The sequence below is a fragment of the Pseudoroseomonas sp. WGS1072 genome, from assembly GCF_049340465.1.
In the GTDB taxonomy this organism is placed as follows: domain Bacteria; phylum Pseudomonadota; class Alphaproteobacteria; order Acetobacterales; family Acetobacteraceae; genus Pseudoroseomonas.
The window spans coordinates 2253663-2274334 of the sequence record NZ_JBMPSU010000001.1 but is presented as its reverse complement, the minus strand read 5'-3'; the positions used below and the strand labels follow the sequence as shown (position 1 = coordinate 2274334).

Below are 20672 nucleotides of genomic sequence, written 5' to 3'. Positions count from 1 at the left end.
TATTGGCTTCGGCGATGCTGGCCCTGCTCGCCTGGCAGGCGGCCCTGCTGTCCGATGGCGTGGCGTCGGTCCCGCAGCACGGTGGAGGTGGATGGCCGCAGGCGCTGACCGTGTTGGGCCCGGAACTGGCATTGCCGATATGGGTCGGGGTGGTGGCTCCTGCGGGAGCTTCCGCAGGTGTTGGCTCCGGCATGCAATTGGAAGTCATGGCCCTGATGTGGCATTGGCACCTGCCCAAGGCCACGAGGTGACCCGATGAGCAGTCCGCCCGATGAACAGGTCGCCGACCTCGCCGCGGCACTCGAGGTGTTCTCTCGCCGGTTCAAGCTCGCCGACGCCGACTCGGGCAAGCCGCTGGCGGAGATCGACAAGCACATCCTCCACTATGTCGAGGCCAATCCCGACTGCGGCCCGACGGATGCGGCACGCTACCTCGGCGTTGCCCCCACGACGCTCTCGTCGGCGACGGACCGGCTGGCCAAGCGTGGCCTGCTGGAGCGGCTCCGCCCTTCCGGTGACCGACGCGCCGTCGCCCTGCGGCTTTCCAAGGAAGGGCAGGCCTACGCCGCCGCCCACAAGAAGGCCTACATGGCCATGTTCAGGAAGATGCTGGACAGCCTGACCGTCGAGGAGCGTGGCGCCTTCGTCGCCATGATGAAGAAAATCGCTTCCTACGAACCTTGAATAGTACGAATTTCGTATTAGTTTGCGTGCATAGACCGTCGTCACTCCAGCCTGCCGCCAGGAGATGAAGCAATGGCCATATGCATCAACGGCAACGACGTTGCCGCACCGGATGACCCGCGCGTCTCGCTCCTTGCCTTGCTACGTGACGGGCTGCACCTGACCGGCACGAAGCTGGGCTGCAATCAGGGGGCCTGCGGCGCCTGCAGGGTGCGCCGGTCTTCACCACATAGCGCAGGCCGTTGAACACCTCGCGCAAGCTGTGTTCCCGTTGCCCGGCCCGCTCCGGCAAAAGCGTCAGATAGGGCGCAACCAGCGACCACTCTTCATCAGATACATCGGACGGATATGGCTTACGGGCAGTCATGCCCCACAGCCTGATCGTTACCCGCCCGCAGGTCCATAACAGCCTCTAAGTCGCGGTCCGTGGCCGTCACCACAAAATCGGGTATGCAAAAGGTTCTCACGCCCTGCGCATCGGCCTCATCAACAGGAAGTCCTATGTCGAACACAGGCTTTTCCACGGTCATGCCAACCTTGCGGGCATTGAGCATCCATGCTGCCGTGTCCAGTATTTCGCGCAGTGTCCGGCGCTCGTAGTCACTGTCCACGAGCATGAGGTCACCACGGCCATAGCACGGGTGCACGTACGCCTTCAGGGCACGGTACCTTTCGTTCGCTTCCGGACGCGCGACCACGATTGCGGCCAGCCCGGGCGTTTGGGGCGAAATCCGCCGCGTGGCATCTGCGCTCTCCCCGAAAACTGAAATGCGACCTGCCACCTCCAGCACTCTTTCTGGTCCTGCGCGAAGAAGATGAGGCTCAACAGTGTCCACCTGGCAGATGATCACGCCCACCGGTCGCGATCCCCGCCAGGACCTGGGCTCAACGCCTTCGATAGCGGCGATGACCCGGTTTAGCCCATCGAGATTGGTCCCAAGGACCCTCTGGAGGGTAACTTCTTCCGCCACTCTTATGTCTGCCGCGACGCGCCGAATCTCTGCGTACTGCTGGCTCAAGCCGAGACGGTCTTCGCCGCACCGAACCTGCTGAATGTTGGCTGCGACGACCGCCCTCATGAGCAACTGAGCAACCGCCGACCTAGGTGTTGCGTAGGCCACACGCGCGACTTCGTGCCGCTCACCACCTATCGCCTGCAATGGCCCAAGCAGTCGCAGGACCTGACCAGCGGGATGCCGGTAACTCCTGACGATTTCCCGGCCCTCGGTGGGGTCGCGGGCAAACGGGCAGTCCTCGGAGTGTTCAGGATGTGCTGGCGTGACATGACGGGCCAGGAAGCCGGTGCGCCTGAGGACGAGTGCAGGTCGATGCTCCACTCGGCCCCGGCAGTCGCAGACGAACATGCCGTCGTATGGGTGCCAGCGCAGCACGACCCGGCGGGCCTCCTCCGCCGCACCGGTGCCAAGACTAGGCCATCCAAATCCGTCCCGGAGGATCTCGAACTCCCCGCCAGCCAATTGGACGAGCCGCCTTGACCCGTTTCGCATGAACCCCAGCACTCGCCACCCCGTCGTATGTGCACGTCCTTTGCTTGGAACTGAGTAACACCGGATGGAGCCGGGTGGGAGACAGGCAGTGGATCGAGCAGAGGCCGCCGAAATTGTTGACCTGATCACAGTGGCGACTTGGGGACTATGAACCGCCCCGGGTTTGCCGGAGGCTGGTTGGTTTGGGTTAAGCGGCCAGGGCTGGTGCATCCCCCGCAGCATAGTAACGCGCCTCGGCTTCGGCGGGAGGGACGTTTCCGATCGGCTCGAGGAGGCGGTGGATGTTGAACCAGGCCACCCACTCGAGGGTGGCGTATTCGACGGCTTCCAGCGACCGCCACGGGCCGCGGCGGCGGATGACCTCGGTCTTGAACAGTCCGATCACCGTCTCGGCCAGTGCGTTGTCGTAGGAATCACCAACGCTCCCGACGGACGGCTCGATCCCGGCGTCGAGCAGCCGTTCCGTGTACCGAATGCTGACATATTGCGACCCGCGGTCGCTGTGGTGGGTCAGGCCGCCCTTCACGGGACGCCGGTCGTGGATGGCCTGCTCCAGTGCGTCGAGGACGAAGCCTGCACTGGCCGCCCGTGACACCCGCCAGCCGACGATGCGGCGGGCAAAGGCGTCGATGACGAAGGCGACGTAGACGAACCCTTGCCACGTCGCGACGTAGGTGAAATCCGACAGCCACAGCACGTTCGGCGCCGACGCCCGGAACTGCCGGTTCACCTTATCCAGCGGACACGGCGTGGCCGGGTTAGAGACGGTGGTCCTCATCTCCCTCCCGCGCACCGCACCCCGTAGGCCCATGGCACGCATCAGCCGCTCCACCGTGCAGCGGGCCACCACGATGCCCTCGCGGCCGAGCTGCCGCCAGACCTTGCGGGCGCCATAGACCCCGAAATTGGCCGCATGCACCTGTCGGATGCTCTCCATGAGCACCCGATCCTGCCGGGTGCGGGGCGAGGCCTTGGCCGGATCAGTGCGCCGGGCGACATGGGCGTGGTAAGTCGACGGGGCGACCGGCAGCACCCTGCAGATCGGCTCGACACCGTAGACCTCGCGATGATCGTCGATGAAGGCGATCATGGCTTCGAGCGGCGGTCGAGCTCCGCCAACGCGAAATATGCCGACGCCTTGCGCAGGATCTCATTGGCCTGCCGCAACTCGCGGACCTCGCGTTCCAGAGCCTTGATCCGCTCCCCCTCCGCGCTGGTTGGGCCAGGCCGCAGCCCCTGGTCGCGCTCGGCCTGCCTCACCCAGCCGCGCAGCGTCTCCGCCGTGCAGCCGATCTTGGGCGCGATCGAGCCAATCGCCGCCCATTGCGAGGCATGGTCGCCTCCATGCTCCAGCACCATCCGTACCGCCCGCTGCCGGACCTCAGGCGAATATCGGTTCGAAGTCTTCTTCGTCATGGCTCCACCTTCTCAAGAGTTGGAGCCTCCGGGGAACCCGGGGCGGTTCACTAGCCGTGACCCCTTCGGGATGGAGCGACACTGGCTGGTGCTTGTTGTCTTACCTCATCGACACCCGGCAAGAGCCTTGCGTGAGCTTGACCGCGTTGGTGCCGGAACACTTCGTGGACGCGAGCGGCGAGCCAATCAGGGTTGTCAGCGGCGCTCCCCAGCCAACGGTGGCACGGGCAGAGATCTCGTTGCGAGCCGCCCTTGCCGCCCAGGGCATGGTGCCCGAAGCTCTCCCTCCGGCACTCCCAGACGACACTGTGCGCCTTGTGGCGCGTGTTCTCCAGGTTCACGCTGCCTCCGCAGCATGGTGGTGTGCCGTGCATACTCTTCTGGCTGACTGAGCCGTCACAATCTGGCCTGACCATCAGTACCAAGTGCCCCGCGCAGGCCGCCGCACGATTGCCTCCGTTCAGCCCGAAGGCCGACAAGTTCCCCGCTGACGCTCCCAGCATCAGAGTTCCCCTTGGGAGGTTTGGATGCGTCGGTTCGGTTTTGCGCTGGCAGCCTCGGTCGCCTTGAGCGCGGCCATAATGGCTCCGTCCGGCGCTTCGGCGGCGCCTGTCGCAACAATCTCGGCTGGCGGGGCTGGTGCGGTCCACCGGGTGCAGTACTGGGACCAGCGGCCGTACGACGGCGGATGGGAACGGCGCCAGCAGTGGCGCGAGTGGCGCCGGGAACGTGACGAGGCCCGCATCGCCGAGGCCGCACGGCGCGAGGCTTGGCGCATCGAGCAGGAGCGCGAGCAAGGCCGTGCTTGGCGGCACCAGAGCGGCTACGGGCCGCGTTACGACCGCTGGTGGTGACGATAGGGAACGGCCATGGTGGTGGCGGAGCAGCTCTGCGGAACCCGCCAATGAATGGTTCCGCCGTGGCTCCGTCGTCGGCCGCTCGCCGACAAAGCGCCAGTTGTTGGCGCAGGACCACCTTGGCTCCCACGCGGGCCACCTTCAGCGGCGCGCAGACATCCACCGCGGCTGGTGGTAAGCACCAGCCATGACGAAAGCCTCTGATAGCGGGCACCCCAAGCACTCCAAGGTACCGGCCCCTGTCCTGCCGAAGCAGGACTGGAGCGGGCGCCTCATACCACCCCTGGACCGTCGCGCAGAGCGGCCGCCGGTGCCCGAGCGCGTGTGGGACTTCGACGACTTCGGCTCCTGGCGCAGCATGGTCTGGGACATGACCGGCGACATCCTGAACGAGGACGTGCGCGAGGCGTTCCTGAAGTCGCCGCCCCGCTTCATCGTCTCCGATGAACTCGGCTGGCTCGACGACATCGTGCTGGCAGCCACCGACCGGCAGGTGAACACCCAGCACCTGATGATCGAGAAGCTGACGGAACGGTTCGATGCCGTGCGCTGCTGCCACGCCACGAACACCGCGGACGTGGGGACATACTACGAGCGCGGAATCCTGCCGCTTGATTTGGAGCGGGCCAACCAAGCGGTGCGGGCCGTCTATCTTGATGGCTCGTTCCCCGAGCTGAGCCCGGAGGAAGTGGAACGGGCCATCGCCGCGGCCGACCCCGAGCAGCGGGTCGGTAAGGCCTATTTCGAGGCCAACGAATGGTCTCTGGTCCACAAATGTGGCCATTACCTGCTCAACGGCAGCGAGTACGTCGCCTCCATCGCGAGGAACCTCTCCGGGCCTGGTCGTCGCGACTACCGGCGCATTCTCCGAGAGCGGGGAAAGCCGACGATGTTTCTGTGCGACGTGCCACTGGGGTGGCTGCGCATGACCATCGTCGAGGCCGCTGGCACGGTGCTGGAGAACATGTTCAAGGAACTCCTCGAAGGCCCGGATTTCGAGCCAGACCGCTACCGGGGCTTCGGGTTCTCGATCCCGTGGGCGCTTCCACCCGAGCGGATCGTCGGGCATTACCACCTGGCCAACGTTCGCGATCCGCACGCACGAGACCGGTGACGCGCTGCCAGGATGGCCACCTAGGTGGCCCGCTTGGCCTGACATACTAGAGGACGCGGGATGAAGGTTTTCCAGGATCTCTCCATCACCGGGCCAGCAGTGGCCTTGGATCGCCTTCCTGAACTCTTGGCTGGCGCAGCCGTCCCCCCCTGGTCACGGGACAGGGCCGCCGAGGAGCGTTCCCGCGACATCGGCTTGGGATCGGACTTCCTCGTGTTCCTCCGTGCCGCGGACGGTGGCATGCCCGCCGCCAACCTCTTCCTGTCACGGGACGCGGACGCCTGGACCGTCTCCAACATCGTACCCGTGGAGAACGGCTCTCTGGGCGAGGAGACGTACAACCGCATCCTGCGGGAGTTCGAGCGGCTGCTCGCGCCCGTGGCCGCGGCGAACGACCTTCAGGTCAACGTCTCCCAGGCGGACGTCAGCGTCGATGACATGCTGTCGGATAGCGCCGCGAAACTGCTGCGGACCTTTTCCGCTTCCGCGAACATGGCGACCGGGTCGGCGCACCCTCTGGATTTCCGGCGGTGGGCCGCCTTCCTGGTCCAGATGCACCGGGACGGGACCACGCTGTACGCCTCCGACCTGGGCCGCCTGCTGGTGGAGGAACTCCGGTGGCCGGAGGACACCGCGTCGAAGCTCCTGCTCGAGTACGAGTTCGCCCGCAACCTGCTGAAGGCCTACGACGAGGCATGAGCGCCAGCGACCTTGTGGGCGCCGTGCTGGCGATGGCTGGCCGCGGCGGCCCCATCCTGATTCCCGACACCTGTTCCCTCCTCGACATCCTGCGGGCGCCCATCCGGCCGCAGTTCCGCGAGGATGACGTGGCGGCGGTCGCCAGGGTGCTCACCCTCACGGAAGCCGCCGAAGCCGGGGCGACGCTGGTTCTGACCGGCCAAGTGCGCCGGGAACTCGAATCGAACTCCCAACTGGTCGCGGATGAGGTCGAGCGCGAGCTCAAGAAGACATCGGAGACGGTGCACTCGATACTCGACCGCATGGCATGGCTCAGTGGTTCAGCCCGGCACCCATCTGTCAGCTTCCACCAGGTTGGGCACCCGCAGGTCGGACGCGACCTGCTGGAACGGCTGCTGGCCAGTAGCATTGAGGTGGCGGACAGCACCGACGCTATGGCGGCGGCTGGCGACCGCGTCGCGAGGGACACGGCGCCTTCCCGCAAGGGGAAGCAGTCCTACAAGGACTGCCTTGTCATCGAAACGACCCTGCGGGTGGCCGCCGCCTGCCGTGAGGGCGGGGTGACTAGGCCCATCGTCTTCCTGACCGCCAACACCAGCGACTACTGCGAGGGGACCAGCTTGCGGCTGCGGTCACCGCTAGACGGGCAGTTCGCGACAGCGGGCCTCGAGTTCCAGCCAAGATGGGCGGCGATCTATCGGCATATTGCCTAACGGGCGAGGACCTCCGCCTGTGCACCGGCGGTCAGGAGGCCGCAACAAGGCGCGGTCAGTGTGTGTTCGAGACCATGACAGAGGTGGATGGTCGACTCGGCTGCGCACCGCCTGTGTCGCTCCAGGCTCAGCCCGTCGGGAATCGCCCCGTGGGGCGCTAGGCGAACCGGCGGCGTCGCCGTAAGGAAAACGTGGGCGGCCTTACCGCACCAAATAAGGTGCCTACGCGGCGGAGACTACGGCCATGATCGATCTCCGGCATCTGACGCTCGCCCAGGCGGGCAGCCGACCAGAAAGGCAGGCTACCCGCTCCGGCGCGAGCCGTGGAAGCCGTCGGGGGCAAGGCGCTGGTGGCAAGCCAGCCGAGCACCCGCCCCGGTCGTCCCGTCGCCCTGATCGGCCCGATCACACCGCCGCCTCTCGCCGGGGCCCCTTGCGCCGCATGGCCCAAGGGACGCGCCGCCCTCTAGATCCGTCGACCGGCGGCTGCCTGCCATTCCACCGCCCGCTTGAAGGTGAGGCTAACTAAGGCGCAGCCATGCCTTCCCTGGCCCGCGCCTGATCCGACGCCTCATCTGGCGGGCATCCTTGCCGCCGCTTTTGAGGTCAAGGAGGATATCGCGGCGCCCCGACCGCGGATCTCAGGTGTCCCGCCCTTGCAAAGGTTGACGTGTTGCGGTCCCACGTCGGACCAGCAGCGGCGCACCCTGACGAGAAGCGCGGAGGCCCTCCCGGCAAGCGATGGGGTGAAGGGGACTATCGCCTGCGGGCTGCCCGGGAACGGCCAGTAAGCAGTTCGGACCCGCGCCCCACTCACCCCTGGCCGATGGAATCGCTGCGAGCGGTCCTCCAGCTGGGACCGTAGGGGGTTGCGGGCGGCGCCGAAACAGGCGGCTGGCGCATGGCCTCCTCAAGGCCGGGGTAGCTGCGTGGAAACCCGATTCGCCACGGAAGCAACAGGCCAGATGCAGCAAGCATGAAGCGGCCCTTGGTTGCTTCCAGGGGCTGCCTGCAAGTACAGTTCGGCCAGCGGTGAAGAACAGCAGGCCGCCCGGCTGGCAGGGGTGACCGTGGAGCAGCGTTGTGGGCAGAAGAACGGCTTGAGAGCCGCAGCTTGCACGGTCGATGGATTACTAGCTTTCAAGGTAGAATTGTTTGGCGTCAACAAGTTAGCTCGAGGCCAGAGCATGGTTATGCCTGGGCTTTCAGCTCAGGCCCCGCCGCTCTGCCGCGCCGCCGTGGCCAGCCGGTCGGCGCGTTCGTTCATCACATCCCCCGCATGGCCGCGCACCCAGCGCCATTCCACCCGGTGCGGCCTGGCAGCCGCCAGCAGGCGCTGCCACAGCTCCATGTTCGCCACCGGGTCGCGCGAGGCGTTGCGCCAGTTGTTGCGCACCCAGCCGTTGATCCATCGGCTGATGCCGTTGCGGACGTATTCGCTGTCGGTGTGCAGCAGCACGGTGCAGGGCCGCTTCAGGCTCTCCAGCGCCATGATGGCGGCGGTGAGTTCCATGCGGTTGTTGGTGGTCGCGGGATCGTGGCCGGAGAGTTCCTTCTCGGCCTCGCCATAGCGCAGGATGGCGGCCCAGCCACCGGGGCCGGGGTTGGGCTTGCAGCCGCCGTCGGTCCAGATCTCGACCATGCGGCCGGCGGCCTCGGAAGGGGCTTCCGCGAAGACGTCAGAGGCCATAGGCGGCGGCATCCCGGGCCTCGGCGTGGAAGCGCAGGCGGCGCAGATATTCCAGCGGGTCCTTGCGCGTCACCAGCGCGCCGGGCGGCGTGTGCGTCCAGTCGTAGAGCCGGGTCAGCAGGAAGCGGATGGCGGCGCCGCGGCAGAGCACCGGCAGCGCCTCCAGCTCGGCCGCACCCAGCGGCCGCAGCGCCCGGTAGGCGCCGAGCAGCGCCCGCGCCTTGGTCACGTTGAAGGACAGGTCCGGCTCGAAGCACCAGGCATTGAGGCAGATCGCCAGATCATAGGCCAGGAAGTCGGTGCAGGCGAAGTAGAAGTCGATCAGGCCGGAGACACGCGGCGTGCCGCGCTCCTCCTCCAGGAAGAAGACGTTGTCGGGAAAGAGATCGGCGTGGATGTGGCCGCGCGGCAGGTCGTGCGGCCAGTCGCGCTGGATGCCGGCCAGATGCCCGTCGAGCTCGGCGATCAGGCCGGCCTGCACCGTGTCACCGGCCTCGCGGCAGCGGTCGAGCAGCGGTGCCCAGGCGCGGGGGCCGAGACCGTTCGGGCGCTCGGCGCGGAAGCCGTCCCCCGCCGCGTGCAGCAGCGCCAGGGCGGCGCCCAGCGGCGCGCAGTGCTGCTGCCGCACCCGGCGCGGCCAGGTGCCGGGGAGGAAGGTGCAGATCGCCGCCGGCCGCCCGGCCAGGTCGCGCAGCGCGACCCCGTCCCGCGCCGCCACCGGCAGCGGGCAGGACACCCCGCGCGAGGCCAGATGGCGCATCAGCCCGAGGAACCAGGGCAGCTCGGCCGCGTCGACGCGCTTCTCGTAGAGCGTCAGGATGAAGTCGCCATGGCTGGTCTTCACCGCGTAGTTGCTGTTCTCCACACCCTCCGCGATGCCGCGGAAGGCGAGCAGCTCGCCCAGTGCATAATCGGCCAGGAAGGCGCGCAGCGCCTCGTCCGTGACCTCGGTATAGACCGCCATCCGCGCCCCATGCTGGTTGCCCCGGCGCGGGGTCCGCACCGCGCCGCAGGTGTCAGTAAGCAGGAAGCGGCTATTTGACCAGGGCGGGCGGCAGCTTGAAGGTGATGGTCTCCTCGGCCACCACCACCTCCTCGGTGGTCACGGCGAAGTGCTCGCGCAGCCGGTCCAGCACTTCCTCCACCAGCACCTCCGGCGCGCTGGCGCCGGCGCTGATGCCGATGGTGGAGAGGCCGCGGGCCAGTCCGGGGTCCAGCTCGGCGCCCCGCTGCACCATGATGGCGCGCGGGCAGCCGGCCCGCTCCGCCACCTCGCGCAGCCGGACGCTGTTGGAGGAATTGGGCGCGCCCACCACCACCATCAGCTCGGACCGGGCGGCGATCGCCTTGACCGCCGCCTGGCGGTTGGTGGTGGCGTAGCAGATGCTGTCCTTGGTCGGCTCGGCCATGTCGGGGAAGCGCCGGCGCAGCGCCGCCACGATCCCCTCCGTATCCTCGACCGAGAGCGTGGTCTGGGTGGTGTAGGTCAGCGGCAGGTCGGGCACCGGCTTGGCCTCGGCATCCTCCACCGATTCGATCAGGGTGAAGGCGCCCTCCGGCAGCTGGCCCATGGTGCCGACCACCTCCGGATGGCCCTCATGGCCGATCAGCAGGATATGACGCCCGGCCGCCGCCTGGTGCTCGGCGGCGCGGTGCACCTTGCTGACCAGCGGGCAGGTCGCGTCCAGGTAGATCATCTGCCGCCGCCGCGCCTCGGCCGGCACCGCCTTGGGCACGCCATGGGCGCTGAACACCACGGGCGCGTCCTCCGGGACCTCGTCCAGCTCCTCGACGAAAATGGCGCCCTGGGCCTCCAGGTTCTCCACCACGAACTTGTTGTGCACGATCTCGTGGCGCACATAGACCGGCGCGCCGAAGCGGCGGATCGATTCCTCGACGATCCGGATGGCGCGGTCCACGCCGGCGCAGAAGCCGCGCGGGCCGGCGAGCAGGACGTGGAGGGCGGGCTTGACGGTCATGCGAGCCTGTTCGATGGGGGCGTGGTCATTCATGCGGCGAGGGTCGGCCGGAAAGCCGGGCGGCGATTCAACGGCACTAAGGGGAAGACAGGCGGCATGGTCAAGGCATGGAAGCTCCGGGGTGGCGTGGCGGCGGCGGGAGGCGTGCTGTTGCTGCTGGCAGGGTGCGGCGGCAGCCCGGCGCCACTGCTGGCGGAGGCCACCGCCCCCTGCCCGCATGTGGCCGTGCTGGCCGACGCGGCGGACCTGACGCGGTTCCGCCCGGGTGGCGGGCGCGATCTGACGGCCATGACGCTGAATGCCTCCCTCGCGGGTTTCCAGGCGAAATGCGACTACGCCCCGAAGCATGCCGGGCTGGACGTCACCCTGACGCCGGCCTTCACCGCCGAGCGCGGGCCGGCGGCCCAGGGCCGCACCGCCCAGATTCCCTATATGGTGGCCGTGGCCGAGGGTGAAAGCATCCGCGACCGCGCGGCCTATGTGCTGCAGGTCGAGTTCCCGCCCAATGTCGCGCGGGTGCGGAGCGAGGGCGAGGAGCTGCTGATCCGCCTGCCCGGCAATCCGCAGGAGGCGGCGGGCAAGACCATCTGGCTCGGCTTCGTGCTGACGCCGGAGGAGCTGGCGCTCAACCGCGAGCGCGGGCCGCGCTGAGGCGTCGCGCTACTCCTCCAGGACGATCGTCTCGAGACGGGGCCCAGGGCCCCGCCGCGCACCGCCCCCCCCGCCAGGCATGCCTGACACAGGGGGCCGCCCCTGCCGGCCTCAGGCGCCGTAGTCGCGCTTCGCCGCCTCCTCGCTGACCAGCCCGTCCGCGACATCGGCGGCGACGAGGGCACGGTCGCGCTCCAGCGCGCTGCCCATGCCGCCGCCACCGGGCAGCTTCAGCAGCAGGCGCCGCCCTTTCGGAATGACCTGGTAGCCCTTGGTGCGCAGCACCGTGCCATCCGCCAGCCCGACCCAGCCCGGCGCGCCCTCGCCGCCGCCCTCGCGGCCCTTCGGCGGGTTGGCCACGCGGTCGAAGATGGCGTTCACGGCGAATTCGGCCTCGCCCTTGGTGCCGATCTCCATCACCTGCCCGAAGCCGCCGCGGGTGCGGCCCGGCCCGGCGGAATCCGGCCGCAGCTCCTTCTTCCAGAAGATCACCGGCGCCACGTTCTCGGTCGCCTCCACCGGCATGGTGCGCACGCCGGAGGGGAAGGCGGTGCCGTCCAGCCCGTCGAAGCCGCGCCGCGCGCCGGTGCCGCCGGAGTTGAAGGTGATGATCTCGAAGTCCGGCAACTCGGCCTCGCCGCCCGAGACCTGGGCGCCGCCGCGCAGCGGCGGGTTCCACAGGCAGGAGGAGCCCTCCGCCACCACCCGATCGGGCACCGCCTGGTGCAGGCAGCCCATCATCAGGTCCGGCAGGAGCTGGCCCACCACATGCCGGACCGAGACCGGGAAGGGCCGCGGCGCGTTCAGGATGCACCCTTCGGGGATCTGCATCTGGAACGGGGCGAGGCTCGCCCAGTTGTTCGGGATCTCGGGCGCGACGACGCATTTGATGCCGAAGCAGGCATAGGCGCGCGTATAGGCCGGCGGCACGTTGATGCCGCGCCCCGAGAGGCCCGAGGTGCCGGCATAGTCCACCACGATGCGATCGCCATGGATGGTCATCGCCGCCTTCAGCGTCACCGGCGCCTCATAGCCGTCGGAGGCGATCTCGGCGCGGTAGGTGCCGCCGGGCAGCTTCGCGATCTCGGCCAGCGTCGCCTTCAGCGAACTGTCGAAGATGTAGCCGGCCAGCGGGTCGATGCTGTCCATGCCGAACTCGTCCAGCATCTCGACCAGCCGCTTGATGCCGGCGTCATTGCAGGCGCAGAGCGAATAGACATCGCCCTCCAGCTCGACCGGGGTGCGGCTGCCGGCGCGGATGAAGTCGAAGAAGGTCTCGTTGGCGACGCCCTGGTCGAAGCACTTGACGATGGGGATGTACATCCCCTCCTCGAAGACGCTGCGCCCCTCCGGCCCCATGCCGAGACCGCCGACATCGATGACATGCGCGGTGTTGGCGAAGAGGCCGACGATCTTCCCGTCCCGGAAGGCGGGCGAGACCACGGTCAGGTCATGCAGGTGACCGGTGCCGAGCCAGGGGTCGTTGGTGATGTAGTGATCCCCCGGCTTCATCGTCTCCGCCGGGAACTTGGCGAGGAAGTGGCCGACGGATTCCATCATCGAATTGACGTGGCCCGGCGTGCCGGTGACGGCCTGGGCCAGCATGCGGCCCTGGAGGTCGAAGATGCCGGCCGAGAGGTCGCCCGCCTCGCGCACCGTGGTCGAGAAGGCGGTGCGGATCATGGTCTGCGCCTGTTCCTCGACCACCGCGATCAGGCGGTTCCACTGGATCTGGCGCTGGATGGTCTCGAGGGCGTCCATCACGCGGCCTCCTTCGTCAGCTCGAGGTAACCGAGGGAATCCATCCGGCAGGTCCAGCCGGGGCCGACCAGGGTGCTGGTCTCCGCCTCCGCGACGATGCAAGGGCCGGAGAGCCGGGCGCCGGGCGAGATCTCCTCGCGGTCATAGACCGGCCATTCGGCCACGGCGCCGCTGCTGGTGTCGCGCACGGCCTGGGTGCGGACCGGGGCCGGCGCCTCGGCCGGCGCGGCCCCGGCGGCGGGCGCCACCTCCGGCAGCACGGTCTGCACCGTCACGGCGAAGGAGAGGATCTCGACATCGCTGCCCGGCACCGGGCGGTCGTAGAAACGGGCGTATTCCGTGTCATAGGCCTCGCGGATGGCGGCGATATCGGCGCCCTCCAGGTCCCGCGCCGGCAGGCGGACGGCGATCTCGTGCCCCTGCCCGACATAGCGCATATAGGCGATGCGGCTCTCCTCCAGCGCCGCGCCGAAGCTGCCCCGCTCGACCACGCCGCGCGCCTCGGCCGACATGGCGGCGAGCAGCGCGTTCACCGCCACGGCGTCGAAGCTGCGGAAGCGCTGATAGAGGCTCTTGACCACCTCGTAGCCCACCGGCGCGCGCAGGAAACCGATGGCGCTGCCGACGCCGGCGCCGGAGGGCACCAGCATCCGCGACACGCCGATCTTCTCGGCCACGCGGTAGCCATGCACCGGCCCGCCGCCGCCGAAGGCGATCACGGCACGGCCCTCATAGCCCTTGCCGCTCTCGATGGCATGGACGCGCGCGGCATTGGCCATGTTCTCGTCGACCATCTCGACCACGCCGAGCGCCGCCATCTCCGGCGAGAGGCCGAGCGCCTCGCCGATATGCGCCGCGAGCGCCGCCTTCGCCGGCTCCGTCCGCAGCGGGAACTGCCCGCCGGCGAAGAGCGCCGGCTCGTAGCGGCCGAGCGCCAGATTGGCGTCGGTCACCGCCGGCCTGGTGCCCCCGCGGCCGTAGCAGGCCGGGCCGGGATCGGCGCCGGCGCTCTCGGGGCCGACCTGGATGCGGCCCAGCGCGTCGAGCTGCGCGATCGAGCCGCCACCGGCGCCGATCTCCACCATCTCGATCACCGGGATGCGCAGCGGCAGACCGGAGCCCTTCTTGAAGCGGCCGACGCGGGCCACCTCGAAGGTGCGGCTGGCCTGCGGCGCGAAGTCGTCGATCAGGCAGACCTTGGCGGTGGTGCCGCCCATGTCGAAGGAGAGCACCTTGTCGAGGCCCCGCTGCCGCGCGACATGGGCCGAGAAGATGGCGCCGCCCGCCGGGCCGGATTCCACCAGCCGGATCGGGAAGCGCGCGGCGGTGTCGAGCGTGGTCAGCCCGCCGCCGGAGAGCATCAGGAAGAGCGGGCAGGCGAAGCCCGCCTCCTTCACCCCGTCGCGCAGCCGGTGCAGGTAGCTGGCCATCAGCGGCTGCACATAGGCATTGGCGACGGTGGTGGAGAAACGCTCCCACTCCCGCATCTCGGGCGAGACCTCGGAGGAGAGCGAGACCGGCACCTCCGGCCATGCCTCGGCCAGGACCTCGGCGGCGCGCCGCTCATGCGCCGGATTGACGAAGGCATGCAGGAAGCCGATGGCCAGGCTCTCCACCCCCTCGGACTTCAGGAAGGCGATCCGCTCTCGCAGCGCCGCCTCGTCCAGCGCCAGCAGGACGCGGCCCTCATTGTCCAGCCGCTCCGGCACGGCGACGCGCCAGCGGCGCGGCACCAGCGGACGGGGGAGCTGGATGTTGAGGTCATACTGGTCGTAGCGGGACTCGTTGCCGAGCGCGAGGACGTCGCGGAAGCCCTCGGTGGTCAGCAGGGCCGTCCGGGCGCCCTTGCGCTCGATCACCGCATTGGTGGCGAGCGTCGTGCCATGGATGAAGATCTCGACATCGGCGGGCGTCATCCCCGCCTTCTCCAGCACCACGCGGATGCCTTCCAGCACCCCCCGCTCCGGCGCCGCCGGCGTGGTCAGCACCTTGGCGGTCCAGCGCTCCGCCCCGCGCTCCAGCGCCAGGTCGGTGAAGGTGCCGCCGATATCGGCGGCGAGACGTGCGGAAGGCATCAGCGTGTCGTGCTCCTTGTCGGTCTCAGAAGACGGAAAGGCGGGAGTTCAGCAGGTCGGTCACCAGCATATGGCCGGGTGCATGCGTGATGCAAAACTCGGGCCGCGAGGCCCGCACCACCGTCTGCGGCGTCACGCCGCAGCCCCAGAACAGCGGAATCTCGTCCGGCATCACCTCGGTCGGATGGCCGTCATCGACCTTCGCCAGGTCCTGGATGCCGATCTGCTCCGGATGGCCCAGATGCACCGGCGCGCCGTGCACAGCCGGGAACCGCGAGGTGATCTGGATGGCGCGGATCGCGTCAGCCGGCCGGAAGGGCCGCATCGAGACCGCCATCGGCCCGTGGAAGACCCCCGAGGGCACGCACGGGATCGAGGAGTAGTAGACCGGGACGGGATGGCCGCGCTCGATGTGGCGCAGGCGCAGCCCGTCGGCCAGCATCGGTTCCTCGAAGGAATGCGAGCAGCCGATGGCGAAGGTCACCAGGTCGTCGCGCCACAGGGCGGAGATGTCCTCCACCTCCTCGACCAGCTCGCCGTCGCGCCAGACCCGGTAGCGCGGCACGTCGGTGCGGATGTCGATGTCGCGGCCGAGGCCCGGCAGCGCGGGGTCGCCCGGCTCGGAGCTCGCCAGCAGCGGGCAGGGCTTGGGGTTCAGCGCGCAGAAGCGCTGGAAGTCGGGCGCCAGGGCCCGCGGCAGGATGGCCAGGTTGGCCTGGACATAGCCGGGGGCCAGGCCCTCCGTGGTGCGGGTCCAGGCGCCGCGCCGGATGCGCTGGCGCAGGTCATAGCCGGTCTCGCGCAGCGGTGGGGTGTGGTCCATGCCGGAAGCCCTCCATATCGCCGGATGATCGCCGCATCGCACTCCAGCCATGGCGCCTTGTCGAATTGTCATTTTGGATCGGACTGATCCGGAATTCTTATCGGAGCCGGCCTTCACCCCTCGTCCGGCAGCGGCTCCCCCGCCACCTCATGCGCCAGCCGCGCCGCGGCGGCGGCGAGGTGGCTGTCGGGCCGCCGCAGATAGGCCACGTGGAACCCGACCCTCGGCAGGGTGACATCCGCGACCGTGAGCGGCCGCAGCGTCCCCGCCGCGAGCTCCCGCCGCACCAGCACCTCCTGCATGACCGAGACGCCGATCCCCTGCTCGGCCAGCCGCGCCATGGCGGTGATCGAGGCACTGCCCCAGAGGCGCAGCCCGGGCGCCGGGGCGGCGGCGAAGGCGCGGCGCAGGTCGGCCGAGACATTGGTGCCGTGCGAGAAGCTCAGGATCGGCCAGCGCGTCAGCTCGGCCAGGCGCAGCGGCCCCTCCGGCAGGCCGAGGCGCGGACTCGCCACCCAGCAGAGCGGATAGTCGCAGAGCGGTTCGCTCACCCCCTGCCCCGGCTCCACCGTGCCGGCCATCATGGCGATGTCGATCTGCCCTGCCAGCAGCCCGGCGCGCAGCGTCGGCGTGATGTCCACCACCATGTCGAGCACGATGGCCGGATAGGCCGCGCCGATCCGCTCCACCAGGCGCGGCAGCAGGGTGTGCACCAGCGTCTCCGACAGGCCCATGCGCAGCGTGCCGCGCATGGTCGCGGGGCTGGCCACGGCGCGCAGCATCTCGGCCCGCTTCTCCAGCATCTGCTCGGCATGGTCGAGCAGCACCGCCCCCTCCGGCGTCAGCCCGATCGGCCGCTGCCCGCGATGGAACAGCGTCACGCCGAGATCCCGCTCCAGCTGGTCGATGCGGGCGGAGATGGCGGGCTGGGTGGTGTTCAGCCGCGCCGAGGCGGCCCGGAAGCCACCGAGCCGCGCCACCCAGACGAAGGTTTCGAGAGTCCGCAGGTCGCGCATGAGGCGGCGAAGTCTCGGCGGCGGGGGCGCGCCTGTCCAGCGGGGATGGGCCGCCGCGCGCCGCGCCCGATCGGGGCCGGAGGCGATCCCCGCTCCGGCGACGGCAGGTTCAGGGGAAGGTGCCGCACCGCGGCGGGGTGCTCGTCCCCCGCCGGACATGGCGGCGGGCGGCCGGTCGGGGCCGCCAGGGCGGCTAGCGCCAGATCTGCCAGAGGGTCCCGGCCAGCCCCGCCGCGATCAGGACCAGGCCGCACCCCCGATAATACCTCAGGGACGCGCGATGAAGCCTTCGTTCCTCCCGGAGCGCGGCCTCCCCCCTGGGCGAGGCGCCGCGCATGCGGGATTCGAACATGGCGCGGCTCCAGGTCGGCACCGCTTCGGCGAGCTCGGCGCGCACGCAGATCAGGGTCGTCAGCAGTCCAAGGAGAAGAACGCCGGGGAAACCCAGGATCGAGACCAGGACAGCCGCCAGGCCGATCAGCAGGAGGATGCCGAGCCAGGCGATGCCGTTGGCCGCATCCCGTGGCGTCAGGCGCATCATGCCCTCCCTGCTGTCCCCGCATCGGTGGCCGGGATGGGCCGGAGGCATTCGCCCCGGCCCATCCCCGGCCCTAGTGCTGCAACGCCTGCACGATCTGCTGCGTCACCTTCTTCGCGTCCCCGAACAGCATCATGGTGTTGTCGCGGAAGAACAGTTCGTTCTCGACGCCGGCATAGCCCGAGGACATGCCGCGCTTGACGAAGAACACCGTCTTGGCCCGCTCCACATCGAGGATCGGCATGCCGTAGATCGGCGAGGCCTTGTCGGTCTTGGCCGCCGGATTGGTCACGTCGTTGGCGCCGATGACATAGGCCACGTCGGCCTCGGCGAATTCGGGATTGATCTCCTCCAGCTCCTTCACCTCGTCATAGGGGACATTGGCCTCGGCCAGCAGCACGTTCATGTGGCCCGGCATGCGGCCGGCGACGGGGTGGATGGCGTATTCCACCGTGGCGCCCTCCTTCTTCAGGAGGTCCGCCATCTCGCGCAGCACCTGCTGCGCCTGCGCCACCGCCATGCCGTAGCCCGGCACGATGATGATCTTCTGCGCGTTCCGCATGATGTAGGCGGCGTCCTCCGGGCTGCCGGACTTCACCGGCCGCGCCGGCTGCGCGGCGCCGCCGCCCGCCGCCGCGCCGCCAGCCTCGGAACCGAAGCCGCCCAGCAGCACGTTGACGATGCTGCGGTTCATCCCCTTGCACATGATGTAGGACAGGATGGCGCCCGAGGCGCCGACCAGCGCGCCGGTGACCACCAGCAGGAGGTTCTGCAGCGTGAAGCCGATGCCCGCCGCCGCCCAGCCGGAGTAGGAGTTCAGCATCGAGACCACGACCGGCATGTCGGCGCCGCCGATCGGGATGATCAGCAGGAAGCCGAGCGCCAGCGCCAGCAGCACGATCAGCCAGAACAGCACGCCGCTGCCGGTGGCGACGAAGGCCACGACCAGCACCACCAGCAGGATGCCGAGGCCGAGATTGAGCCAGTGCTGGAAGCGGAAGGTGATCGGCGCGCCCGACATCAGCGCCTGGAGCTTGGCGAAGGCGATGACGGAACCCGAGAAGGTGATGGCGCCGATCGCGGCACCGAGCGACATCTCGACGAGCGAGCCGCCATGGATGTGGCCGGGGTGGCCGATGCCGAAGCTCTCGGGATTGTAGAAGGCGGCGGCCGCGACGAAGACGGCGGCCAGGCCCACCAGCGAGTGGAAGGCCGCGACGAGCTGCGGCAGCGCCGTCATGTCGATCCGCCGCGCCAGCACCGTGCCGATGCCGCCGCCGATGACGAGGCCGACCAGCACGATGACGATGCCGGAGAACTCCATCCCCGGCCGCAGCAGCGTGGCGAGGATGGCGATCGCCATGCCGACCATGCCGAAGAGATTGCCCCGCCGGCTCGTCGTCGGATGCGACAGGCCGCGCAGCGCCAGGATGAACAGGACGGAGGCGACCAGATAGGCCAGGGTCGAGAGGGTCTGCGCCATCGGCTCAGCCCTTCTTCTTGCCAGCGAACATGGCGAGCATGCGCCGTGTCACCAGGAAGCCGCCGAAGATGTTCACCGCCGCCAGCGTCGCCGCCAGGAAGCCGAAGACCTTGGCGATCCAGCTGTCACCCAGGCCGGTGGCCAGGATGGCGCCGACGATGATGACCGAGGAGATGGCGTTGGTGACGCCCATCAGCGGCGAGTGCAGCGCCGGCGTCACGTTCCAGACGACGTAGTAGCCGACGAAGCAGGCCAGCAGGAAGATCGTCAGCAGCATCAGGAAGGGCTCGGCGGCGGCGGCGACCGGCGCGGCCTGGACCAGCCCGGCCTCGGCGGCGGCGCGGGCCTGCGCGGCCAGCGCCAGGGCACGCTCGGCGGTGGCCTGCGCCTGGATGGCGAGTTCGGTGGGGTTCATCGGTCGGGTCCGTTTCCTCAGGCAGCCTGGGCCGGGGCGAGCTGCGGATGCACCACCGCCCCGCCGCGCGTCAGCGTCACGCCGCGGACGATCTCGTCCTCCTGCGGCAGCTTCGGCGCCGCCGCCTCCTTGTCCCAGAAGGTGGTCAGGAAGGTCAGCAGGTTGCGGGCATAGAGCGCGCTGGCGGCGCCGGCGATGCGGCCCGGCCAGTTGCGGTGGCCCAGGATCCGCACCCCGTTCTCCGTCACGATGCTCTCGCCCGGCCGGGTCAGGGCGCAGTTGCCACCCGCATCGGCGGCGATGTCGGCGATGACGCTGCCGGGCTTCATGCTCGCCACCATCTCGGCGGTGACCAGCGTCGGCGCGCGGCGGCCCTGCACCAGCGCCGTGGTCACCACCACGTCCTGCTTGGCGATATGCCCGGCCACCACCTCGGCCTGCTTGCGGTAGAACTCGGCGGAGAGCTGCTTGGCATAGCCGCCCGCCGTCTGCGCGGCCTGGCTCTCCTCGTCCTCATAGCCCACGAAGCTGGCGCCGAGCGAACGGATCTCCTCCTTCGCCGCCGGGCGGACATCGGTGGCCGAGACGCGACCGCCCAGCCGCCGCGCCGTCGCGATGGCCTGCAGCCCGGCGACGCCCGCGCCCATGATGAAGACATTGGCCGCCGGGATGGTGCCCGCCGCCGTCATCAGCATGGGGAAACCCTTGTCGAAGGCGACCGCGGCCTCGATCACGGCGCGGTACCCGGCGAGATTGGCCTGGGAGGAGAGCACGTCCATGCTCTGCGCGCGCGTGATGCGCGGCAGCAGCTCCATCGAGCAGGCATCCAGCCCGAGCTCGGCATAGGTCCGCGCCCGCTGCGGATCGCCCAGCGCCTCCAGCACGCCGATCAGCAGCGCGCCGCGCGGGATCAGGGAGAGCTCGTCCACCTCCCCCTCGCCGGTGCCGAGCGGCGCCCGCACCTTGAGCACGATTCCGGCGCCGGACAGCGCAGCGGCGGCATCGGGCGCGACCTCGGCACCCGCCTCGCGATAGGCGCCGTCGGTCAGGCCGGCGGCCAGGCCGGCGCCGCTCTCCACCACGACCTCCAACCCGAGCGCCTTGAACTTCTTCACCGTTTCCGGCGTGGCGGCGACACGGCTTTCGCCGCCACGCCGTTCCTTGAGCACCGCGAGGCGCATCCGGGACCCTCCGAGACTGTTCTTGGAGGGGAACCATGCCGGGGCGGCCGCGGCGCCGCAAGGCGCCGG

General features: G+C 69.3%; 21 protein-coding genes, 1 pseudogene and 1 other annotated feature. Of the genes and pseudogenes, 8 read left to right on the top strand and 14 right to left on the bottom strand.

Annotated elements, in window-relative coordinates; translation table 11 throughout:
• Positions 1 to 14: 14 nt before the first annotated feature.
• The 3 genes from ACF3NH_RS10815 to ACF3NH_RS10805 all read left to right on the top strand — a co-directional run bounded on the left by ACF3NH_RS10815 (position 15) and on the right by ACF3NH_RS10805 (position 930).
• Entirely contained in the window at positions 15 to 251 is a 237-nt protein-coding gene (locus tag ACF3NH_RS10815) for a hypothetical protein (RefSeq protein ID WP_422922810.1), read from the top strand.
• Between the two features lie 4 nt (positions 252 to 255).
• On the top strand, positions 256 to 684 hold the full coding sequence (locus tag ACF3NH_RS10810) for a MarR family winged helix-turn-helix transcriptional regulator (protein ID WP_422922809.1): 429 nt from the start codon (positions 256 to 258) through the stop codon (positions 682 to 684).
• A 72-nt stretch (positions 685 to 756) separates the two neighbouring features.
• A complete protein-coding gene (locus tag ACF3NH_RS10805; RefSeq protein WP_422922808.1) occupies positions 757 to 930 on the top strand; it encodes a 2Fe-2S iron-sulfur cluster-binding protein in 174 nt (57 codons plus the stop codon).
• On the opposite strand, the pseudogene ACF3NH_RS10800 reads toward ACF3NH_RS10805, so the two are convergent.
• From ACF3NH_RS10800 to ACF3NH_RS10790, 3 genes and pseudogenes are all read right to left on the bottom strand, one after another.
• Positions 887 to 1051, bottom strand: a pseudogene (locus ACF3NH_RS10800) (transposase); the annotation flags it as partial. The gene ACF3NH_RS10805 and the pseudogene ACF3NH_RS10800 sit on opposite strands and share 44 nt — an antisense overlap.
• A complete protein-coding gene (locus ACF3NH_RS10795; RefSeq protein ID WP_422922807.1) occupies positions 1038 to 2075 on the bottom strand; it encodes a hypothetical protein in 1038 nt (345 codons plus the stop codon). The gene ACF3NH_RS10795 and the pseudogene ACF3NH_RS10800, both read right to left, overlap by 14 nt.
• A 304-nt stretch (positions 2076 to 2379) precedes the next feature.
• Positions 2380 to 3608 (bottom strand): IS3 family transposase gene (locus ACF3NH_RS10790; RefSeq protein ID WP_422921654.1). Its coding sequence is split into 2 segments (ribosomal slippage): positions 2380 to 3311 and positions 3311 to 3608, totalling 1230 coding nucleotides; the frame shifts between segments, so codons are not numbered across the junction.
• Positions 3208 to 3324, bottom strand: a sequence feature (AL1L pseudoknot). Its footprint overlaps the gene before it by 117 nt.
• Before the next feature lie 527 nt (positions 3609 to 4135).
• Here ACF3NH_RS10790 and ACF3NH_RS10785 point away from each other — a divergent pair.
• From ACF3NH_RS10785 to ACF3NH_RS10770, 4 genes are all read left to right on the top strand, one after another.
• Positions 4136 to 4462, top strand: a complete 327-nt coding sequence (locus ACF3NH_RS10785) for a hypothetical protein (protein WP_422922806.1) — start codon at positions 4136 to 4138, stop codon at positions 4460 to 4462.
• Positions 4463 to 4775: 313 nt separating this feature from the next.
• A complete protein-coding gene (locus tag ACF3NH_RS10780) occupies positions 4776 to 5579 on the top strand; it encodes a hypothetical protein (RefSeq protein WP_422922805.1) in 804 nt (267 codons plus the stop codon).
• 60 nt (positions 5580 to 5639) lie between these two features.
• Positions 5640 to 6278 carry a hypothetical protein gene (locus ACF3NH_RS10775; protein WP_422922804.1) on the top strand — a complete coding sequence of 213 codons (639 nt, stop codon included), beginning with the start codon at positions 5640 to 5642 and terminating at the stop codon, positions 6276 to 6278.
• On the top strand, positions 6275 to 6991 hold the full coding sequence (locus ACF3NH_RS10770; protein WP_422922803.1) for a hypothetical protein: 717 nt from the start codon (positions 6275 to 6277) through the stop codon (positions 6989 to 6991). The genes ACF3NH_RS10775 and ACF3NH_RS10770 overlap by 4 nt, the downstream gene beginning before the upstream one ends.
• 1210 nt (positions 6992 to 8201) lie before the next feature.
• On the opposite strand, the gene rnhA is transcribed toward ACF3NH_RS10770, so the two are convergent.
• The 3 genes from rnhA to ispH form a co-directional block, all read right to left on the bottom strand.
• Entirely contained in the window at positions 8202 to 8681 is a 480-nt protein-coding gene (gene rnhA / locus ACF3NH_RS10765; RefSeq protein ID WP_198366266.1) for a ribonuclease HI, read from the bottom strand.
• Complete coding sequence (locus ACF3NH_RS10760) at positions 8671 to 9645, bottom strand: homoserine kinase (RefSeq protein ID WP_422922802.1); 975 nt, start codon at positions 9643 to 9645, stop codon at positions 8671 to 8673. The genes rnhA and ACF3NH_RS10760 overlap by 11 nt, the downstream gene beginning before the upstream one ends.
• Positions 9646 to 9715: 70 nt before the next feature.
• The gene (ispH, locus tag ACF3NH_RS10755) at positions 9716 to 10660 is read right to left on the bottom strand and encodes a 4-hydroxy-3-methylbut-2-enyl diphosphate reductase (RefSeq protein WP_232477094.1); all 945 of its coding nucleotides are present in this window, start codon (positions 10658 to 10660) and stop codon (positions 9716 to 9718) included.
• A gap of 96 nt (positions 10661 to 10756) precedes the next feature.
• On the opposite strand from ispH, the gene ACF3NH_RS10750 reads away from it, so the two are divergent.
• Positions 10757 to 11311 carry a hypothetical protein gene (locus ACF3NH_RS10750; protein WP_422922801.1) on the top strand — a complete coding sequence of 185 codons (555 nt, stop codon included), beginning with the start codon at positions 10757 to 10759 and terminating at the stop codon, positions 11309 to 11311.
• A 111-nt stretch (positions 11312 to 11422) separates the two neighbouring features.
• On the opposite strand, the gene ACF3NH_RS10745 is transcribed toward ACF3NH_RS10750, so the two are convergent.
• The 8 genes from ACF3NH_RS10745 to ACF3NH_RS10710 all read right to left on the bottom strand — a co-directional run bounded on the left by ACF3NH_RS10745 (position 11423) and on the right by ACF3NH_RS10710 (position 20603).
• Positions 11423 to 13072 carry a hydantoinase B/oxoprolinase family protein gene (locus ACF3NH_RS10745; protein WP_422922800.1) on the bottom strand — a complete coding sequence of 550 codons (1650 nt, stop codon included), beginning with the start codon at positions 13070 to 13072 and terminating at the stop codon, positions 11423 to 11425.
• Positions 13072 to 15147 (bottom strand): hydantoinase/oxoprolinase family protein, encoded by a 2076-nt coding sequence (locus ACF3NH_RS10740; protein WP_422922799.1) that lies wholly within the window; start codon positions 15145 to 15147, stop codon positions 13072 to 13074. The genes ACF3NH_RS10745 and ACF3NH_RS10740 overlap by 1 nt, the downstream gene beginning before the upstream one ends.
• Positions 15148 to 15172: 25 nt before the next feature.
• Complete coding sequence (locus ACF3NH_RS10735; RefSeq protein ID WP_422922798.1) at positions 15173 to 15970, bottom strand: putative hydro-lyase; 798 nt, start codon at positions 15968 to 15970, stop codon at positions 15173 to 15175.
• 113 nt (positions 15971 to 16083) lie between these two features.
• Complete coding sequence (locus ACF3NH_RS10730) at positions 16084 to 16986, bottom strand: LysR family transcriptional regulator (RefSeq protein WP_198366259.1); 903 nt, start codon at positions 16984 to 16986, stop codon at positions 16084 to 16086.
• Between the two features lie 193 nt (positions 16987 to 17179).
• Entirely contained in the window at positions 17180 to 17527 is a 348-nt protein-coding gene (locus tag ACF3NH_RS10725) for a hypothetical protein (protein ID WP_198366258.1), read from the bottom strand.
• A 70-nt stretch (positions 17528 to 17597) separates the two neighbouring features.
• A complete protein-coding gene (locus ACF3NH_RS10720) occupies positions 17598 to 19007 on the bottom strand; it encodes an NAD(P)(+) transhydrogenase (Re/Si-specific) subunit beta (RefSeq protein ID WP_198366257.1) in 1410 nt (469 codons plus the stop codon).
• A 4-nt stretch (positions 19008 to 19011) separates the two neighbouring features.
• Positions 19012 to 19422: a proton-translocating transhydrogenase family protein gene (locus ACF3NH_RS10715; RefSeq protein ID WP_198366256.1), complete on the bottom strand. Its 411-nt coding sequence runs from the start codon at positions 19420 to 19422 to the stop codon at positions 19012 to 19014.
• 17 nt (positions 19423 to 19439) lie between these two features.
• A complete protein-coding gene (locus ACF3NH_RS10710) occupies positions 19440 to 20603 on the bottom strand; it encodes a Re/Si-specific NAD(P)(+) transhydrogenase subunit alpha (RefSeq protein WP_198366255.1) in 1164 nt (387 codons plus the stop codon).
• Positions 20604 to 20672 lie beyond the last annotated feature (69 nt).

What these genes read in the sequence shown, in the direction of transcription:
- ACF3NH_RS10745 (WP_422922800.1), bottom strand. Translation starts at nt 13,072, where the DNA reads ATGGACGCCCTCGAGACCATCCAGCGCCAGATCCAGTGGAACCGCCTG.
- ACF3NH_RS10760 (WP_422922802.1), bottom strand. Translation starts at nt 9,645, where the DNA reads ATGGCGGTCTATACCGAGGTCACGGACGAGGCGCTGCGCGCCTTCCTG.
- ACF3NH_RS10740 (WP_422922799.1), bottom strand. Translation starts at nt 15,147, where the DNA reads ATGCCTTCCGCACGTCTCGCCGCCGATATCGGCGGCACCTTCACCGAC.
- ACF3NH_RS10730 (WP_198366259.1), bottom strand. Translation starts at nt 16,986, where the DNA reads ATGCGCGACCTGCGGACTCTCGAAACCTTCGTCTGGGTGGCGCGGCTC.
- ACF3NH_RS10715 (WP_198366256.1), bottom strand. Translation starts at nt 19,422, where the DNA reads ATGAACCCCACCGAACTCGCCATCCAGGCGCAGGCCACCGCCGAGCGT.
- ACF3NH_RS10725 (WP_198366258.1), bottom strand. Translation starts at nt 17,527, where the DNA reads ATGATGCGCCTGACGCCACGGGATGCGGCCAACGGCATCGCCTGGCTC.
- ACF3NH_RS10815 (WP_422922810.1), top strand. Translation starts at nt 15, where the DNA reads ATGCTGGCCCTGCTCGCCTGGCAGGCGGCCCTGCTGTCCGATGGCGTG.
- ACF3NH_RS10735 (WP_422922798.1), bottom strand. Translation starts at nt 15,970, where the DNA reads ATGGACCACACCCCACCGCTGCGCGAGACCGGCTATGACCTGCGCCAG.
- ACF3NH_RS10810 (WP_422922809.1), top strand. Translation starts at nt 256, where the DNA reads ATGAGCAGTCCGCCCGATGAACAGGTCGCCGACCTCGCCGCGGCACTC.
- ACF3NH_RS10750 (WP_422922801.1), top strand. Translation starts at nt 10,757, where the DNA reads ATGGTCAAGGCATGGAAGCTCCGGGGTGGCGTGGCGGCGGCGGGAGGC.
- ACF3NH_RS10785 (WP_422922806.1), top strand. Translation starts at nt 4,136, where the DNA reads ATGCGTCGGTTCGGTTTTGCGCTGGCAGCCTCGGTCGCCTTGAGCGCG.
- ACF3NH_RS10710 (WP_198366255.1), bottom strand. Translation starts at nt 20,603, where the DNA reads ATGCGCCTCGCGGTGCTCAAGGAACGGCGTGGCGGCGAAAGCCGTGTC.
- rnhA (WP_198366266.1), bottom strand. Translation starts at nt 8,681, where the DNA reads ATGGCCTCTGACGTCTTCGCGGAAGCCCCTTCCGAGGCCGCCGGCCGC.
- ACF3NH_RS10775 (WP_422922804.1), top strand. Translation starts at nt 5,640, where the DNA reads ATGAAGGTTTTCCAGGATCTCTCCATCACCGGGCCAGCAGTGGCCTTG.
- ACF3NH_RS10805 (WP_422922808.1), top strand. Translation starts at nt 757, where the DNA reads ATGGCCATATGCATCAACGGCAACGACGTTGCCGCACCGGATGACCCG.
- ACF3NH_RS10770 (WP_422922803.1), top strand. Translation starts at nt 6,275, where the DNA reads ATGAGCGCCAGCGACCTTGTGGGCGCCGTGCTGGCGATGGCTGGCCGC.
- ispH (WP_232477094.1), bottom strand. Translation starts at nt 10,660, where the DNA reads ATGACCGTCAAGCCCGCCCTCCACGTCCTGCTCGCCGGCCCGCGCGGC.
- ACF3NH_RS10720 (WP_198366257.1), bottom strand. Translation starts at nt 19,007, where the DNA reads ATGGCGCAGACCCTCTCGACCCTGGCCTATCTGGTCGCCTCCGTCCTG.